The sequence below is a fragment of the Marinomonas lutimaris genome (assembly GCF_019426345.1).
Taxonomy (GTDB): Bacteria; Pseudomonadota; Gammaproteobacteria; order Pseudomonadales; family Marinomonadaceae; genus Marinomonas; species Marinomonas lutimaris.
In genome coordinates, this window is record NZ_JAHLLW010000014.1 from 61979 (window position 1) to 78455 (window position 16477).

18 protein-coding genes are annotated in these 16477 nt (G+C 39.6%); 12 read left to right on the plus strand and 6 right to left on the minus strand.

The genetic code is table 11. The features are described from left to right. Window positions 1–51 precede the first annotated feature (51 nt). Window positions 52–267 (plus strand): YgaP family membrane protein, encoded by a 216-nt coding sequence (locus KPL72_RS15255; RefSeq protein WP_219703530.1) that lies wholly within the window; start codon window positions 52–54, stop codon window positions 265–267. A gap of 80 nt (window positions 268–347) precedes the next feature. Then, the gene (locus tag KPL72_RS15260; RefSeq protein ID WP_219703531.1) at window positions 348–2261 is read left to right on the plus strand and encodes a putative bifunctional diguanylate cyclase/phosphodiesterase; all 1914 of its coding nucleotides are present in this window, start codon (window positions 348–350) and stop codon (window positions 2259–2261) included. A 206-nt stretch (window positions 2262–2467) separates the two neighbouring features. Here the strand turns inward: KPL72_RS15260 and KPL72_RS15265 are convergent, their stop codons facing one another. The 4 genes from KPL72_RS15265 to KPL72_RS15280 all read right to left on the minus strand — a co-directional run bounded on the left by KPL72_RS15265 (window position 2468) and on the right by KPL72_RS15280 (window position 6797). Continuing rightward, window positions 2468–3640 carry an EAL domain-containing protein gene (locus KPL72_RS15265; protein WP_219703533.1) on the minus strand — a complete coding sequence of 391 codons (1173 nt, stop codon included), beginning with the start codon at window positions 3638–3640 and terminating at the stop codon, window positions 2468–2470. A 352-nt stretch (window positions 3641–3992) separates the two neighbouring features. Continuing rightward, the gene (locus KPL72_RS15270) at window positions 3993–4787 is read right to left on the minus strand and encodes an SHOCT domain-containing protein (RefSeq protein WP_219703534.1); all 795 of its coding nucleotides are present in this window, start codon (window positions 4785–4787) and stop codon (window positions 3993–3995) included. Window positions 4788–5089: 302 nt separating this feature from the next. Continuing rightward, entirely contained in the window at window positions 5090–5953 is an 864-nt protein-coding gene (yghU, locus tag KPL72_RS15275) for a glutathione-dependent disulfide-bond oxidoreductase (protein ID WP_219703536.1), read from the minus strand. Between the two features lie 67 nt (window positions 5954–6020). Then, on the minus strand, window positions 6021–6797 hold the full coding sequence (locus tag KPL72_RS15280; protein ID WP_219703538.1) for a ferredoxin--NADP reductase: 777 nt from the start codon (window positions 6795–6797) through the stop codon (window positions 6021–6023). 475 nt (window positions 6798–7272) lie between these two features. Here KPL72_RS15280 and msrA point away from each other — a divergent pair, with 475 nt between their 5' ends. Together msrA and KPL72_RS15290 are read left to right on the plus strand one after the other, a co-directional pair. Next, window positions 7273–7899, plus strand: a complete 627-nt coding sequence (gene msrA, locus KPL72_RS15285) for a peptide-methionine (S)-S-oxide reductase MsrA (protein WP_219703540.1) — start codon at window positions 7273–7275, stop codon at window positions 7897–7899. 288 nt (window positions 7900–8187) lie between these two features. Beyond that, window positions 8188–8760, plus strand: coding sequence for a porin family protein (locus KPL72_RS15290; RefSeq protein WP_212916545.1), 573 nt, complete (start codon window positions 8188–8190; stop codon window positions 8758–8760). Window positions 8761–8828: 68 nt separating this feature from the next. On the opposite strand, the gene KPL72_RS15295 is transcribed toward KPL72_RS15290, so the two are convergent. Both KPL72_RS15295 and KPL72_RS15300 read right to left on the minus strand, forming a co-directional pair. Further along, window positions 8829–9506, minus strand: a complete 678-nt coding sequence (locus KPL72_RS15295; RefSeq protein ID WP_219703541.1) for a 4'-phosphopantetheinyl transferase family protein — start codon at window positions 9504–9506, stop codon at window positions 8829–8831. Between the two features lie 184 nt (window positions 9507–9690). Then, window positions 9691–10128, minus strand: coding sequence for an excinuclease (locus KPL72_RS15300; protein ID WP_249422284.1), 438 nt, complete (start codon window positions 10126–10128; stop codon window positions 9691–9693). A 383-nt stretch (window positions 10129–10511) separates the two neighbouring features. Between KPL72_RS15300 and KPL72_RS15305 the strand changes: the two genes are divergently transcribed. From KPL72_RS15305 to KPL72_RS15340, 8 genes are read left to right on the plus strand one after another with little or no spacing between them, the layout of a single operon-like run. Beyond that, window positions 10512–11228 carry a beta-ketoacyl synthase chain length factor gene (locus KPL72_RS15305; protein WP_219703544.1) on the plus strand — a complete coding sequence of 239 codons (717 nt, stop codon included), beginning with the start codon at window positions 10512–10514 and terminating at the stop codon, window positions 11226–11228. A 6-nt stretch (window positions 11229–11234) separates the two neighbouring features. Further along, window positions 11235–12002, plus strand: coding sequence for a lysophospholipid acyltransferase family protein (locus KPL72_RS15310; RefSeq protein ID WP_219703546.1), 768 nt, complete (start codon window positions 11235–11237; stop codon window positions 12000–12002). Then, on the plus strand, window positions 11995–12258 hold the full coding sequence (locus tag KPL72_RS15315; RefSeq protein ID WP_219703547.1) for a phosphopantetheine-binding protein: 264 nt from the start codon (window positions 11995–11997) through the stop codon (window positions 12256–12258). The genes KPL72_RS15310 and KPL72_RS15315 overlap by 8 nt, the downstream gene beginning before the upstream one ends. Window positions 12259–12267: 9 nt before the next feature. Further along, complete coding sequence (locus tag KPL72_RS15320; RefSeq protein ID WP_219703549.1) at window positions 12268–12516, plus strand: acyl carrier protein; 249 nt, start codon at window positions 12268–12270, stop codon at window positions 12514–12516. 12 nt (window positions 12517–12528) lie between these two features. Continuing rightward, complete coding sequence (locus KPL72_RS15325; protein ID WP_219703550.1) at window positions 12529–13068, plus strand: COG4648 family protein; 540 nt, start codon at window positions 12529–12531, stop codon at window positions 13066–13068. Beyond that, the gene (locus tag KPL72_RS15330; protein WP_219703552.1) at window positions 13065–14762 is read left to right on the plus strand and encodes an ApeI family dehydratase; all 1698 of its coding nucleotides are present in this window, start codon (window positions 13065–13067) and stop codon (window positions 14760–14762) included. Before KPL72_RS15325 ends, KPL72_RS15330 begins: the two co-directional genes overlap by 4 nt. Then, on the plus strand, window positions 14740–15504 hold the full coding sequence (locus tag KPL72_RS15335; protein ID WP_219703554.1) for a glycosyltransferase family 2 protein: 765 nt from the start codon (window positions 14740–14742) through the stop codon (window positions 15502–15504). The genes KPL72_RS15330 and KPL72_RS15335 overlap by 23 nt, the downstream gene beginning before the upstream one ends. Then, entirely contained in the window at window positions 15497–16459 is a 963-nt protein-coding gene (locus tag KPL72_RS15340) for a lysophospholipid acyltransferase family protein (protein ID WP_219703556.1), read from the plus strand. Before KPL72_RS15335 ends, KPL72_RS15340 begins: the two co-directional genes overlap by 8 nt. The last annotated feature ends 18 nt before the right edge of the window (window positions 16460–16477 follow it).

The window sequence follows — 16477 nt, forward strand, 5'->3', positions numbered from 1 at the left end:
TCGACTATCTCATAGTAGTCGATATATTAATCAATAAGAGGCCGTCCCAAAATGAAGAAAAACTTACACCCTTTAGATAGAGCGATTCGAGGTGTTGTTGGGATTGTGTTTACTGGTTTTGCTGTTTTCAACGGCGACTATCTACAGGAACCCATTTTAGAGGTACTCATAGGTATATTTGGCGCCCTCAATTTAATATCTCTACTGTTTGGATGGTGTCCCGTCTACCATTTTGCAGGTATTAGTACTGAGAAAAGTAAAAAATAAAAATACGCTTATCTTTCAAGGTTTTTATGCCACCACTATCAGAATTGCAAAGGGATAAATCTTTTCGCTTAAAGTTGATAATGATTTGTCTGAGTGTTGCGTTATCTGTCTCTACAATTTATGTGGTTGTATCTTATCGCCTTGCCGCTGACTTAGGATTAAAAACAGAACTGGATTCACTGCACCGCCAAGCCATGCTACTGCAAGGCGAACTTCTATTAACAGATAAAGAAGATTCAAAAGAACGGGTATCTGAGCTTATCGAACTGGTGTATTTCAATGATAATTTAGACTCATCAGAATTTTACTTAAACCTCTCCGGCCCGAATTTACAGTGGTCTATTACTAATAAAATATCCCCCTTTCAGTTAGAACGTTTGATGCCAGCATTAGCATCACATACCTACAAGCGTATGCCTATGAAAGATATGCCGAACGGTGTGGAAGTATTGGACGATAAGCAATTTATTTGGCAGATGATTCTAGGAGAGCAATACCAAATCACCATTATTAAGACCTCGAAAAATATCGATGACACGCTAAATTTTGTCATGAAACGCCTAATCATTACCTCCATTATCGTCTTCTGGTTAGCAACTTGGTTCGCCCTCACCCTATCATCGTGGATGAATAAACGTGTTCAGGGTAAAAACGATGCACTTGCTCATTTGGCCACTCATGATTCGTTAACAGGCCTACCTAACAGACTATTTCTGACCAATATGATGCAAAACGTCATCCCCAACCCAATAGACACAAAACCGTTAAAATCAGGTTATATTGACAAATTAGCGCTTCAGCAAGCTAGCCTCTTCGTTATTGATTTGGATAAATTCAAAGAAGTAAACGACTCATTTGGGCATGCGGCGGGGGACACGCTATTGATAAAAGTAGCGCAGAAACTAAAGCAAGCGCTAAATGAAACACAAACTCTTGTTCGTATTGGCGGCGATGAATTTATTATTTGGTCTCCTGAATTAAGCATAGAAGAAGCCTATAAATTGGTTCAGAAGTTAATACTTATCTGCAATGAGCCGGTTATGGTAAACAATCTTTCAATCAGTACAGGAGCCAGCATAGGTTTTTCACACTACCCAAGCCACGCAATAGATGCTGAATCCCTAATCATTTGCGCGGATACCGCCATGCATGAAGCAAAGCAAAAACGCAGTGGTTGGAGTATGTTTAGTGAAAGTAATAAAAAGTGCGGTCGCCAACGTTTAAAATTGCGTGCGGATCTCGATAATGCATTATCAGACAGACAAATTAAACTGCACTATCAGCCAAAAGTGTCACTTAGAAATGGCCATATTATTGGCGTAGAAGCATTAGCTCGTTGGCATCATCCCACCGATGGACTTCTTGCTCCAATACACTTTATTGACCTTATAGAGCAAAGTGGACGCGTTCAAGAGTTTGGACGCTATGTAATTCTAAATGCCATTGAACAACTTGATATTTGGCACACTCAGGGCATATTGACACCAATCGCGATCAACCTATCACCATACAACTTACTTGACCCAAGTCTATTAGAATTCACCATTACGCTGCTTAAAAAGCATAAAATTGATCCAAGTAAACTAGAAATAGAACTAATCGAATCTTCTACCAGCATTAACATAGATGACATATCGAGTCGTTTAAGTGACTTTAAAAATGCTGGAATCAAATTGGCCATAGACGATTTTGGGACAGGTATGAGCTCTCTGTCTTATATCAGCAATCTCAATGTAAACCACATAAAAATTGATCGCTCTTTTACCAATGGCATCGAACAAGATTCTAAAAAACAAGCTGTTGTGTCTACTGCCATCATGCTGGCGAATTCTTTTGGCAGCGAAGCTATTGCAGAAGGCATCGAGAATAAAACTCAAGCCGATATGCTGATCAAAATGGGTTGTCTTTACGGACAGGGCTATTATTACGCCAAACCAATGACGGCAGATAACATACAAGCCATGTTACAGGTTGATGCTATTCTACCGCTCTAACTTGGTCCCATCTTTTTTAGTCTCCAATAATTCCAAAGCTACACTGGTCTGTCTTACGCTATTATTCTAATGCCCACCTCCGCCCTAAAGAACAAGACATCAGTGTGCCATTCACACAATGCTAAACTTTGTTAATAGCTCATTCCTTCAAATGCAAGAATCGGGATAAATTCAAGCCGCCTTTAACCACTAAAAAAATTAGCGGATTAAGCATAAGCTGAATTTTGAAAAGACAGTCCCTTCAAAAGACCATATTGACATTCTCTCGAATAGACGTGTTGTAATAACGTATTAACAGCACTACTTTTTTCAAAAAAATCAGGTAATAACTTATCAATAAGAGCCTGATCACCGACGCTTTTTGCATTTAACATCATCTTTGCTAATTCATAGCTGCGGTTATATTGTGTATTCAGCTCATCGTACACATCAACATCGACACTGCTGATAATCTCCAACAAGAACTTCCCTGTCGGGGCATATTCTGCTTCAAATGGTACGATTCTATTGTTACTTGTCATGTATAGGGAAGAATGGACTTTCCTCACCCATTCAATATAGTCGATCATCGCCTTGTAGATATACCCATGGAGAAAAGTTGACCATACGTGCTTTTCATTTATAAATTCGATAAAAGAAGATAACGCTAATGGCTTGCTTATGTAATAACCTTGTACATGCTCGCATCCGATCCCCATCAAATATCCTATAATATCTGGGTTTTCTACGCCTTCAGCAATAGAGTCCATGTTAAGTTGATGTGCTAGTTTCACGCTGTGGTCCAAAAGAGTCAGTCCATCTGGCGTGGCCATAGCATTGCTTGTAATACTAAAGTCTATTTTTAACGCTGTGAAAGGTAGGTTTCTCAACTGCGCGAACGTAGCATAACCCGTACCAAAATCGTCAATAGCTAACCCTATATTATTGGCTTTCAACTCAGCAATTTGTTGTAAACCAGTATCGCTAAGCGATAAGACAGAACTCTCTGTCAATTCAATTTTTATTTTTGAATGTTTCACACCAGAATCATGGATAAGATGAAATAATGTAGGCAGGAAGGTATTGTCACTTAGGTCTTTAGCAGAAATATTCAGCGATGAGACAATCGAATCATCCGTCTCAAAAATCTTTTTTTGATCCGCTAAAAAACGTGGGATCATGGCTTTGGTTATCTCAGTTATAAAACCTGTTTCTTCAGCAAAAGGGATAAAATCACCAGCGAAAACAAGCTCTCCATTGCTTCTTTGCCATCGAATAAGCGCTTCTGCGCCATCTATTTTTCCAGATCTTAACGACAGGATAGGCTGATAATGAAAGATAAATTCATTGTTTTTTAATGCATCAGATAAACATTTAACCGTTAATTCATCGCTAACCATACAATAATCCTTGATATCTCATCAGCCTAATACTTTAAGTGCACACATACCCGAACATATTCAATCGCTACGCATTGTCACCAAAGCAGAGCCGATAAAACTCCATCGCCAAACATATTAGAATCCTTTTTCATTTTTCACCAGAACAAAAAGTACCCTGCCTATAAATTCAGTAATCTGACTCACTGGGCTTTTGTAATTGTTCTTACTTAAGCCATCGACCAAACCATGGTAATACCTAAGACGATAAAGAGAGAAAATGACACATTAAAGTTAAGAGCTCATATTAAGACCAAAAAAAAGAGAGGCTCATCGTGAGCCTCTCTTTTCATATTAGTAACAATCTATTCAATCAAATGCGATTCAGTAGATCGGTCTTTTTTGAATTATATTCGTTATCCGAAATTGCGCCCATATCTCGCAATTTCGCTAATTTTTCAATCAACTGGATAACTTCATCGACCGATGCTGTATTCGTCAAGTTCTGAGGCGTTTGCATTGCAGGAGCCTGCGTAAACGCCATTGGCGCAGGCGCAGCCACAAAGTTGTTTTGTGGTGCTGGTTGTTGTGGCGCTTGAATATGGGCATTTGAATTAGATGAACCTGGCCCCGAAACAATGGGTAAGGTATTCACAGGAATCGTGCCGTATTGGCTGGAAAAAGTCAGTGAAGAATTACCGCCCTGCTGCTGGCTAATGCCACCGATGTTATTGTCTAACGTATCGTAAACCGTCACATTGCCGTTCACTTCAACCGCAAGGCGATTCGGAAAAATAGCATAACGAGTGCTGTTTTGTGCACCGCTGCTAAAAGGCTGGCCAAGATCGCCCGGCCACCATTGATTACTGGATTTCGATCCCTTTGGTAACGGCATGAATACTTGCATATTGGCAAGGCCATTAGCCAATTCATTACACAAGTTATCCACTGTCGATTTCAAACCATAGTTGAACATATCTCCAACCATGGTCATTCCGCCACGCATCCACTGACCGCCACCGCCTAGCTCAGGGCAGTTGAACTGCGCCATCGAACCACTACCGTTGTTTACGGCAATCAGCATGTGCATCACTGCATCAAAGCTTAGGTTGTAACGACGGGAAAGGGAATTAACTAGGTTTTGTCCATCTTGCGTTAAATTTTGCATGGTAAAGCTCTCTAAATAAGACGTAGAGCTGTTCTCTTTTATCTAGCCGCTGCAAAAAAAGGCAAACATCGCCTAGTACATGGACACAAACAAAGAGTAGGTTGCAGCATCATGCTGGCCAACAGGTTTCGTAGACCTCTACTCTAACACAGACACGTCTTACAAAATCGTGACAAGCAGCAGAATAGACGCAAATAACTGTTTATTTTTCGAACACATCTTATTTGTCGCCAATAAAAAAAAGAGGCAAGTCATTTGATGACTTGTCTCTTAGTATAAATGCGCCATTACAGGTTTATATTTTATTCAATAAGACCGTCGAAATCAGTGGCATCGTGACGCTCTTGAAGCTTAACTCCATCACCAAAAGCTTTATTTACAATTCGACCGCGCTGTACCGCTGGGCGCTGCTCAATCGCTTTTGCCCAACGTAAGACATTCTTATAACTAGCAACGTCTAAGAACTCAGCCGCGCTGTACAAATTACCTAATACTAAACTGCCATACCAAGGCCAAATCGCGATATCAGCGATAGAATACTCTTCGCCTGCTATGTATGTATTATTCGCTAACTGCTTATCTAACACATCTAATTGGCGCTTGATCTCCATGGTAAAACGGTCAATAGGATACTGCATCTTGGTCGGTGCATAGGCGTAGAAGTGCCCAAATCCACCGCCTAAATATGGCGCAGAACCCATTTGCCAGAACAACCAGTTACGACACTCCGTTTTTGCAGCTAAGTCTTTTGGCACCAAGGCATCAAATTTTTCAGCTAAATATTGCAGGATAGAACCAGACTCAAATACACGAGTCGGTGGCGTGGTACTGTGATCCATCAAAGCAGGGATTTTGGAGTTAGGATTGATCTCAACAAACCCTGAACCAAACTGATCGCCTTCACCAATGTTAATCAAGTAAGCATCGTATTCTGCTGCACTGATTCCCATAGCCAAAAGTTCTTCCAGCATGATAGTAACTTTTTGGCCATTCGGTGTCGCCAAGGAGTGTAGCTGTAATGAATGCTTACCCACTGGCAGGACTTTTTCGTGTGTCGCACCTGCTATTGGACGGTTAGTACTGGCAAATTTACCGCCATTTTCAGCATCCCATGTCCAAACCTTCGGAGGAACGTAATCTTGATTCGATTTGGTATCAGAACTCATAAAATCTCCTAAAATTATTTGTCAACGAGAACATCTCTCGCTATTAATGTTCGACAAACGCTCGCTATTAATGTTCGACAAACGCTCGCTCAATAACATAATCCCCTGGCACACCGATTTTTGGTGATTCTTTAAAACCAAGCTCATCAAGCAAAGCGGACGTGTCTTTTAACATACTTGGACTACCGCAAATCATGGCTCTGTCATGAGCAGGATTTAATTGAGGCAAACCAATATCTTCGGCCAATTTGCCACTGCGAATCAAATCGGTCAGGCGGCCTTGATTGCGGAACGGTTCACGCGTCACAGTTGGGTAATAGATTAGCTTGTCTCTTACTTGCTCGCCAAAAAATTCATTTTCAGACAGTTCTTTTTCAATAAAGTCTGCATAAGCCAATTCACTCACATGGCGAACACCGTGAACCAGCACAATTTTTTCGTATTGCTCGTAGGCATCAAAGTCTTGGATCACACTTAAAAAAGGCGCTAAACCTGTGCCAGTAGATAACAAATACAAGTTTTTGCCTGGGTGTAAATCACGAGTTACCAAAGTGCCAGTCGGTTTACGGCTTACTAAAACATCGTCGCCAACTTTTAAATGCTGCAAACGCGACGTTAACGGACCATTAGGTACTTTTATACTAAAAAACTCTAAATGCTCTTCATAGTTAGGGCTAGCAATACTGTAAGCACGCATCAAAGGACGAGTTTCCGTTTCCAAGCCAATCATAACAAATTGACCATTATCGAAACGTAAGCTTGGATTGCGTGTGGTTTTGAAGCTGAATAAATTTTCATCCCAGTGGTGAACGCTTAAAACGCGCTCAGTAACAAATGCACTCATGACTACCCCATAAAAATTTGTAACAAAGAATATTTCTTTTCAAACCTCAAACCGCACAGCGGTAAAACTAGCTTACCTATCAGTACTAGCTAGCAGTGATCGTATCCATGAACAGGAGAGTTGAATTGACTGATAAACATACTATAAGACAACTCTATATTTGTTTAATTGATTATCTAGATGTCTTTAATATGCTCAGCATATATACAGTCGAACAGCGACTAACCTTAGATGCCCAACTAGTCTGACATTCAAATGTACAAAAAATAGGTCATTAAGTAGGAAGATAACGTATTAAATTGGCTATTGCCTTAACTAGCATTCGAAATCTTCATATCCTTAACTGTTTACTTCTACTATATAAGCGTAAGAAAAATAGAAATAAGAAATAAGAAATACATAAGTGTAAGAAAAGCATTCCCCAGAACGTCAAAGTACGACGTAACATCTTTCTTATGACCAAAGGACATACTAAATGATTATCCGAAACGCACTCAGCAGCGCCTTAGGTTTGCTACTTCTTTCTGGAGTAACAGCTTTTAGTAGCGCGTCGCAAGCCGCACCACAAACCATGATCGTCGCTGGTGGTTGTTTTTGGTGTGTAGAATCTGATTTTGAATTGGTTCAAGGCGTCAGCGATGTTATCTCTGGCTATACAGGAGGTCACACTGAAAATCCCACTTACAAACAAGTCTCTTCAGGAAAAACTGGACACTTCGAGGCTGTCGAAATTCACTTTGATGATGACGTGGTTTCATTAAAAGCGTTAGCAGACTATTACTGGAGAACCATCGACCCTACGGACGCTGAAGGCCAATTTTGTGATAAAGGCTCTCCTTATAAAACAGCAATGTTTTACCAAAACGATCAACAAAAAGCGGTTTTTGAAGCATCGTTAGCCAAGGTCAAAGAAACAAAGCCCTTTAAGAAAGACGTTGTAACCGAGATTATCCCTGCCACTCCCTTTTACCCTGCCGAGGAATATCATCAAAGTTACTATACAAAAAATCCCATTCGTTACGCTTACTATCGCGCCAGCTGCGGTCGAGATAATCGAATAGAAAGTCTATGGGGAGAAATTGCTAGTCATCAATATCATTAAACGCCACCAATAAAGACCGCTTAACGGCTCTTAAGCGACAAAGCATAAGAGACTAAAAAAATGCCAGCCCTACTTTCAAAGCTGGCATTTTTCGTTTTTGAAGAACACTTTCTTTCAAGTGATCTCCATCTGAAGTATCAGTAAAGCGTCTTATATCTAGGCTTAACGCATAGAAAATGAAGCAAATAGGTAACTCACACCGAAAACCTAGCCATTCTGAAATCGATGTACCAGAGTAGTAACTCAACTCGCGAAGTTCTCAATTAAGTAACTAAAAGGAGTTATACAATGAAAAAGTTTATTCCAGTAATCGCAGGTAGTATCGCTATAGCCTCATTCAGCGCAGCAGTAAAAGCAGAAGACATGGCAGCTGAAAACAACAGTGGCTTTTATGTTGGCGGTAATTACGGTTACCTTAAAGTGGAAAACGATGATGACTTTGATGACGACAACGATGTAGCACAAGGGATTGTCGGTTACCGATTCAACTCTTTTCTTGCCTTAGAAGGTAGCTACATTGACTTTGGTAGCTATGGCAACAGTGCTGCCAGTGCAGAAACAACGGGTTACACCGCTGCGCTGAAAGGTACGATTCCTATCACGCAAACAGTTGAGATCTTTGCGAAAGCAGGTCAACTTTGGCACGACACCGACTATAACATCGCTTCCGTTAAAGGCAGTTCAGACGACAAAAGTTTATTTGCAGGCGCAGGTGTTAACTTTAAAGTTACAGAAAACTTACTTGTTAATGCTCAGTACACCTGGTACGACGTTGATCTAGACGCAGACAATGTGGATTCTGATTCAGACTTCGACTCTGACTTCCAACAAGCCAGTGTCGGTGCAGAATATCGTTTCTAAGTTATTGCGTTTCCCTTACTAGAAAGACTTAGCCTGCTTGGCTAAGTCTTTCGTTTCTATTTACAGATTCAACATCCAACTATCGCGACACTATGAATAAGATCAACAGAAATTAACCGAACCTGTCGCTCTCCCCCTCCGTAAGCGAGAGATAAATGGTAGTTATCTATCTCTTGTTGAAAGAGTGACCACTTCCCCTTTATGAAGAAATCAGGGAAATGAATAGACATCAAGGTTGTCTTTTTTTGCTCAGAAAAATCCAATGCTTTAAATGCTGCCTCTTTTGCACACCAAACCTGATAAAAATATTCTTTTTGGCTACCTTCTTGTACCAATTTCTTTAGTTCTTCTAGTTCTTCTCGGCTCATAAAAAAGCCGCTTTTTTCAACAATATTTTGTCTCGATTTCTTATATTCAATATCAATCCCAATAGAATATTTGTGTAATACACAACAGACAATGTCATTACTATGAGAAATTGAAAGATAAATGTCATTAAAACCGCTTATAGAAGGCGCTTTATCAGGTTGTTCTAATATAGAAGAAAGAGTCGAAAGCGGATAGTTTTTTAGTAAGGCATGAATAAGGAGTGTTCGGCCAACAATAAAGTCTTTTTTTTTCTTTTTACTTTTAAGTTCCAATGCCTTAGCTTTTTGAGCGGCAGGAAGTACATCTAAAAGACGCTGTTGAAGCTCATCAGATAACATTTCAGTATTGGCAAAAAAAACATGTATATCACTCTGCATAAAAACTCATATAAATCTCGATATTAGTTTTTGACCACAACACTAAGACTTACTTGGCGGAGGTGCAAACATGGTTCATATACACACTAGCTCCTGAAACAAAAAAACCGTTTTACACGGCTTTTCATTTGAAAAATATCACGCTATAACATCGTCAGACACTAACCATTCAATTAAGTATGAATTATTTTAATGTTACAACCTTACCTGTCAAGGCAACACCAGCCATAACAGCACCTGCGCCACATTGAAACGTTTCGGGGTTGGAAGTCAGGTTATTTTTATAATTCGATTTGATATCCACTACAGCATTACCGCCTTCTTTTATGGCTCTTTCTTTAAGTGCAATCATTGCTGACAAGAAAACCCAATTGCAGGCTTCTTCATCACTTTTTCCAAAAGCATTCGTTTTTTTATTGGTCTTAAACTCACCAAAACTTTTAAGAGCTTTACCGTAAGACTGGTCACCAAAATAAAATGATACATCTGTTCCTAACTTTGACTTAGCTAAATCAGAACTCATTATATTAGGGATGGAATAAGCCCGAACGTCATCGCGAGCAAAGGTGTGAGATGAACATAGTACAAGAGCTGAAAGAGCTATAATTCCGACTGTCTTCATAATAGTAATTTCCATTTAAATATTAATATAGCCGAATGATAACCCTCAATGAATCTAGCAGCAATACACGGACAGTAACCTCATTTAGCAGACTAGGTAGATCACAAAATACATAAGTTTAGTAGATATAATCTGATCGTTATAAATGACTGGGATAAGTTACTAACATACGAGAATCAAGCGTATTTTCCATCATTTTCTGGGCATCAAAATTGTCATCGAACATTTTTGACGACAAAAGTTCCCATCTACGAATATTTTTTATTACACAAGCCCTTAAGTGAGTAAATTCTATGTAAATAACACTGGAAATCCAGTATCCTTATCTCGGTTAAAGTTCAGGGTAGCAGTGTAAAACACAACGAAATTAGGGAATGGTATAAGTGTTAAGCTTTAAATTACGCGGGTGGAATACCTATACTCCAGGCTTAGAATCTGCAGAGTCCTGGAAGGATTGGCTGCTTAGCCAATACGAATTGTCCACTGACGCCGTCAAACCTGAATTGAAAAACATTCCAGCAATGCTCCGCAGGCGTTTTACTGCTATCGGCAAGTGCTCAGTCGAAGCTGCAACGCCACTTTTAAATGAAAACGAAAAAATCCCCCTAGTTTTTGCTTCTCGCCATGGCGATGTGGATTTAACACTGTCGTTACTCAAATCAATTGCAAACAATGAACCTCTTTCCCCTACAAGTTTTAGTCTAGCTGTCCATAACGCAATCAGCGGGTTATTTTCAATAGCACGTAAAGACAGATGTGAAACAACTGCAATATCAGCAACAGAAAACTTAATACCATTTGCTGTGCTAGAAGCTGCGACTCAGTTACAAGAAAGTAAACATGTGCTATGTATCATTTGCGAGTCCGTCTTACCTGACCTCTATAAACCATTTGCTTCTTCCCCTCCATTTACTTACGCCATTGCAATGGTGTTAAGTCGAGAAGAAGGCGATACATTTTATTTAAATAACACACATTCAAAGAAAACTACGCTAAATACAAAAAATGAGTTTGAAGAGCTAATTTCTTTACTTTTATATCAAAGTGATTGCGCACACTTCCCTAGTACTAAGAATATCGAATGGTCCATTCAAAGGTAAGATATTATGTTCGATATAATCAAATATTCTTGGCGCTGGGCGGCAACAGCCTTTAGTTTTTTCATTTTTGGTATTGGGGGGATTTTACTCCCTTTTATTGCGCTGCCCATTTTATATTGTATCCCTGCAACCACATTAGTCAGGGAAGGCAAAGCTCAAGCAGTTATTCATAACACTTTTCGTTTTTATATAGGAATGATGAAACGCTTAGGGGTTTTAAGTTATGAAATTGAAGGTGAATCCAAACTAAAAGATGCCCAATTAATTCTGGCAAATCATCCATCACTTATTGATGTAGTATTTTTGATTGCATTAGTCCCGAATGCAAACTGCGTTGTGAAAGGACGTTTAGCTAAGAATATATTCACTCGTGGCCCAATACGTACAGCTGGATATATTATTAATGATAACAATGAACATGTGATTGGCATGGCCGAAAAAGCTTTTTCAAAAGGACACGCTTTAATTGTCTTTCCTGAAGGAACACGATCTACACCTGGGCAAACATTAACATTGAAGCGAGGTGCAGCAAATATCGCTATTCGCGCGAAGGCAGCAATAACTACAGTGTTGATTGAATGCAATCCAACGACGCTCACCAAAAGTGATCGCTGGTATCAAATTCCAAAAACTAAAGCCCACTTTAAGATCCAAGTAAAAGATAAGATTGATGCACGCTCTTATTTGGTTGAAGACCCGCCTTCTGTGGCAGCAAGAAAGTTAACATCAGACTTACAAAACTATTTCAATAAGGAGTTAATACTGAATGACTAACTTAAAGTTAGAACTAAAAAATATGATTATTGATACGCTAGAATTAGAAGATATTTCAGCGGATGAAATCATAGATTCTGAGCCACTGTTTGTCGATGGACTAGGACTTGATTCCATTGATGCTCTAGAAATTGGTCTAGCACTACAAAAAAAATACGGAATTAAACTTAAAGCAGACGCCAAAGAGACCCATGCCCACTTTGCCAGCATAAACGCATTGGCGGCGTTAGTTGAATCTTATAAAGAAACGAATTAAGAGAAGATTATGAATAGCATTAATCAGGAAGTATTTGAAAAAGTATCTGGTGTTTTACAAGAGTTGTTCGAACTGTCTGCTGATGACATCCACCCCTCTTCAAATTTATATCAAGACCTTGATATTGATAGTATTGATGCCGTTGACTTAGTAGTCGAACTAAAAAAAATGACAGGTAAAAAAATCAACCCAGAGGACTTCAAGTCAGTTCGAACAGTTGAAGATGTCGTTGTTGCCGTAGAAAAACTATTTGCATAAGGTTGGAACTAGGTGATTCTCAAAATTATTTTAGTGATAGTCACCATTGCTTATCCCTTTATTGTCTATTTTGGATTAACGCACTTTGATTCAACGGTCGTCATGTTTTTTATGATTACATTGTTAACAATAAAAGGTCTTACCGAGAAACAGCGCAATGCACGTAAAGTCATTTTTGTGGCGGTTTTGGGGGTCTTGGTAATAGCGTATTTTTGGGGCAATCAACAAGGGCTAAAACTTTACCCAGTTTTAGTAAATGCCGCTATGTGGCTACTTTTCACATCCAGTCTATATGCCAAGCAATCAATTGTTGAACGAATGGCACGCCTCAAAGAACCAGATCTGCCAGAAAGCGGTGTTCGATATACAAGAAAAGTAACTATAGTTTGGTGTGTGTTTTTTACCTTGAACGGTCTTATAGCCTTATTTACCGCCCTATGGGCATCGAATGAAATTTGGTTATTTTACAATGGCTTTTTAGCTTATGTGCTTATCGGTATATTGGTAATTACAGAATGGATCGTAAGATATAGAGTTAAGCATAGAGCATGAAAAAATTGACGCCTTTATCAAGATGGTTATTGGATGTTGCTGGTGATCAGCCAATCGCCATCATGAATGAAACCATCATTACAAAAGAGCAAATATCTGAAAAAGTCGCCATGTGGCAAACTATTCTGCCCCTGTCTTCGGGGCAGAAATGGGCGGTATACCACAGTGATGCTATAGAATTTTTCACCCTTATATTGGCCTTATGGCAATCAGATTGCACTGCTTGTGTACCTGGGGATAATTGTACGGCGACAGTTGAACGCTTAAAAACATCTGTTACTGGTTTTCTTGGTGAGTTTGAACAAGTTAGTCCCCAATACAAACACATTGAACAGGTCACTAACCAGCCCTTCTCTTGGGTAGAAATTGAACGAAGTTTTCCAGCCATTGAAGTGTATACTTCTGGATCAACTGGGGAGCCTAAACCTATCAAGAAAAGCATGGCGCAAATTGATGATGAACTGTGCAGCATTGAAGAGTTATGGTCTTTTTCCGAGAGATCTATCGTTTTATCAACCGTAACGCATCAGCACTTATTTGGGCTAACCTTTCGCTTATTTTGGTCATTGGCAAAAGGCCGGCTTCTACTTACTAAACACAGCGCGTTTTCAGAAGACATTTATCATCTTGCGTCTCAATATGATCAATTTATCCTGATTTCAACACCAGCTCATCTAAAACGCTTAAACCACCAGCTCGATTGGTCAAATTTACAAGGAAAGTGTGAAGCAACCATCTCTTCCGCAGCGCCTTTGCAGTATGAAGATAGTCTGTATGCAGCCAAATTACTTCATGCACCGATATTAGAGATCTATGGTAGCTCCGAAACTGGCGCCGTCGCTTGGCGCAACCAAGCTAAGGTAGAGACTGATTACTGGACTTTATTACCTAATATAACCTTAGATGAGACAGATAAAGGCTTTATTGTAAAAGGTCCTCATATCGCTGCGGAGCACCAAACACTTTCAGATAATATAGAATGCCTTTCAGCCAATAGCTTTCGATTACATGGACGCACAGATCGCATTGTAAAAGTCGAAGGAAAACGATTGTCTCTTTCAAAAATGGAAAAGTGTTTAGAGCAAAGTACTTGGATTACTCTAGCCAGAGCGTTAGTTGTCACCAAGAAACGAGAAGAAGTCGCCATTGTCGCTGAGCTTAATGACAAAGGAAGAGAATTAGTACAACAACACTCACAAAAATGGTTAGCAGCCCAACTAAAAGAATCGTTGAAAACATCGTTTGAACTAGTCTTACTCCCTAGAAGATGGCGCTTTGTCAACACGCTCCCCTACAATCAACAAGGTAAGCTTCCTATGGAATCATTACAGGCATTATTTGAAACGACTGAAGTAAAATGGCCTCAAGAATTAGCTCGAACGCATATAGACGATAATACTTGGCGATTCAGTTTTTATGTTCCTAAAGAATTAATTTATTTTGATGGTCACTTTGAGGCAAATCCTATTCTGCCAGGCATAGCTCAAACACATTGGGCTCAACATTATGGGAGGGAAGTATTTGCTTTTGAAGGGCGTTTTAATCGCTTAGAAGCGGTTAAGTTTCAATCCGTCATCTTCCCAGATTCTGAAGTGACATTAGAGTTGGAATATAACCCATTTAAAGGCAAGCTAACCTTTCAATATATTTCGAAAAAAGGAGTGCATTCTAGTGGCAGAATCTGTTTTGAATAACGAATTTAAACCGGCAATCGTAATTCCAGTCTACAACCATGAAGATGCCATCAAGCACACACTAAAACAGGTGCTTGAGTATGGCTATCCGGTCGTTCTCGTGAATGATGGCAGTCATGCAGAATGCACAGAAGTACTAGGAGAGCTAGCACAAGAGCATAGCGACATGGTTCATCTGGTTCAACTTGACGTTAACAGCGGCAAAGGTGGAGCCGTGAAAGCTGGAATTCGATACTTACTTGCTCAAGGCTTTAGCCATGCGCTACAAGTAGATGCAGATGGGCAGCACAATATTAGTGATTTACCTCTTTTTATACAAACAGCAAAAGCTGAGCCAGCCATCCTAGTTTGTGGTGTGCCGGTTTATAATGAAAGCATCCCAAAGCACCGTTATTACTCTCGCTATTTAACTCATGTTTGGGTGTGGATAAACACGCTGTCTTTAACAATTCAAGATTCAATGTGTGGTTTTCGAGTCTATCCCTTGCAAGAAACTTGTAAGCTAATTGACCGCAACTCTTGTGGTAACCGCATGTCATTTGATACCGAAGTTGTTGTACGCTGGCTATGGTCTGGCAATAAAATAAAGAATATCCCAACGAAGGTTCTCTATCCTGAAAATGGGGTGTCTCACTTCAATGCAGTAAAAGATAATGTTTTGATTTCATGGATGCATACTCGATTATTTTTCGGCATGCTTGTGCGCTTACCTATTTTATTATGGAATAAACGACATGGATAATCCGTCAAAACATTGGTCTACCATGACGGAAACAGGAACCGTTGTTGGCATGCGTATCTTATTGATATGCTACCGATTATTTGGACATAAGGGTTTTCGCCTATTTCTTGCCCCTGTCATTCTATACTTTTACTTAAAAAAACACTCTATACGATCCGCTTCCAAGGAATACATAGAAAAAATCACCCCTTTTTTACCTGAAAGTGAGCGCATAAAGCTGACTCCTTTTCGTCATTTTTGGATGTTTGGTGAAATTCTATTAGATAAGTTTTTAGTCTGGATGGGGCAAATAAAACCTCAAGACGTTGTATTTGAAACTCCAGAAACCTTCCAGAAATTAGAAGCCTCTAAACGTGGCGGTGTCATTGTTGTATCCCACCTAGGTAACACTGAAATTTGCAGCGCTATTGCTCACCAATTACCTGATGTTAAAGTCACCATGTTGGTGTACACCAAGCACGCACAAAAATTTAACAAAATGATACAGCGCACCAATTCTAATGCCGCAATTAATCTCATCCAAGTAACGGATATGTCTCCAGCAACCGCAATGATTCTTTCTGAACGGGTTGCTGCAGGAGAATTTATCGTGATAGCAGGAGATAGGACACCAGTTAATAATGGAGGACGTTTTTCCATTGTTGATTTCCTTGGCGCTCAAGCAGCATTACCACAAGGTGCATTTATATTGGCTAGCCTCTTACGCTGCCCAGTTTACCTAATGTTCTGTTTAAAACAGAATTCTGTTTACCATATTTATATGGAAACTTTTTCTGATGAACTCACCATTGCCCGCAAAGAACGAGAACAGAAACTAGAAGAAGCCGTTGCCCTTTATGCCAAGCGCTTGGAATATTATTGCCAATTAGCCCCTTTACAGTGGTTTAATTTTTTCCCATTTTGGCAAATAAACTCACAGGACCAACAAGTGTTAGTGGATAACCACACTTCATAGTTTTGTCGTCAATGACAG

Coding starts and splice junctions, on each gene's coding strand:
- KPL72_RS15255 (WP_219703530.1), top strand. CDS start 52: ATGAAGAAAAACTTACACCCTTTAGATAGAGCGATTCGAGGTGTTGTT.
- KPL72_RS15260 (WP_219703531.1), top strand. CDS start 348: ATGATTTGTCTGAGTGTTGCGTTATCTGTCTCTACAATTTATGTGGTT.
- KPL72_RS15265 (WP_219703533.1), bottom strand. CDS start 3,640: ATGGTTAGCGATGAATTAACGGTTAAATGTTTATCTGATGCATTAAAA.
- KPL72_RS15270 (WP_219703534.1), bottom strand. CDS start 4,787: ATGCAAAATTTAACGCAAGATGGACAAAACCTAGTTAATTCCCTTTCC.
- yghU (WP_219703536.1), bottom strand. CDS start 5,953: ATGAGTTCTGATACCAAATCGAATCAAGATTACGTTCCTCCGAAGGTT.
- KPL72_RS15280 (WP_219703538.1), bottom strand. CDS start 6,797: ATGAGTGCATTTGTTACTGAGCGCGTTTTAAGCGTTCACCACTGGGAT.
- msrA (WP_219703540.1), top strand. CDS start 7,273: ATGATTATCCGAAACGCACTCAGCAGCGCCTTAGGTTTGCTACTTCTT.
- KPL72_RS15290 (WP_212916545.1), top strand. CDS start 8,188: ATGAAAAAGTTTATTCCAGTAATCGCAGGTAGTATCGCTATAGCCTCA.
- KPL72_RS15295 (WP_219703541.1), bottom strand. CDS start 9,506: ATGCAGAGTGATATACATGTTTTTTTTGCCAATACTGAAATGTTATCT.
- KPL72_RS15300 (WP_249422284.1), bottom strand. CDS start 10,128: ATGAAGACAGTCGGAATTATAGCTCTTTCAGCTCTTGTACTATGTTCA.
- KPL72_RS15310 (WP_219703546.1), top strand. CDS start 11,235: ATGTTCGATATAATCAAATATTCTTGGCGCTGGGCGGCAACAGCCTTT.
- KPL72_RS15315 (WP_219703547.1), top strand. CDS start 11,995: ATGACTAACTTAAAGTTAGAACTAAAAAATATGATTATTGATACGCTA.
- KPL72_RS15320 (WP_219703549.1), top strand. CDS start 12,268: ATGAATAGCATTAATCAGGAAGTATTTGAAAAAGTATCTGGTGTTTTA.
- KPL72_RS15330 (WP_219703552.1), top strand. CDS start 13,065: ATGAAAAAATTGACGCCTTTATCAAGATGGTTATTGGATGTTGCTGGT.
- KPL72_RS15340 (WP_219703556.1), top strand. CDS start 15,497: ATGGATAATCCGTCAAAACATTGGTCTACCATGACGGAAACAGGAACC.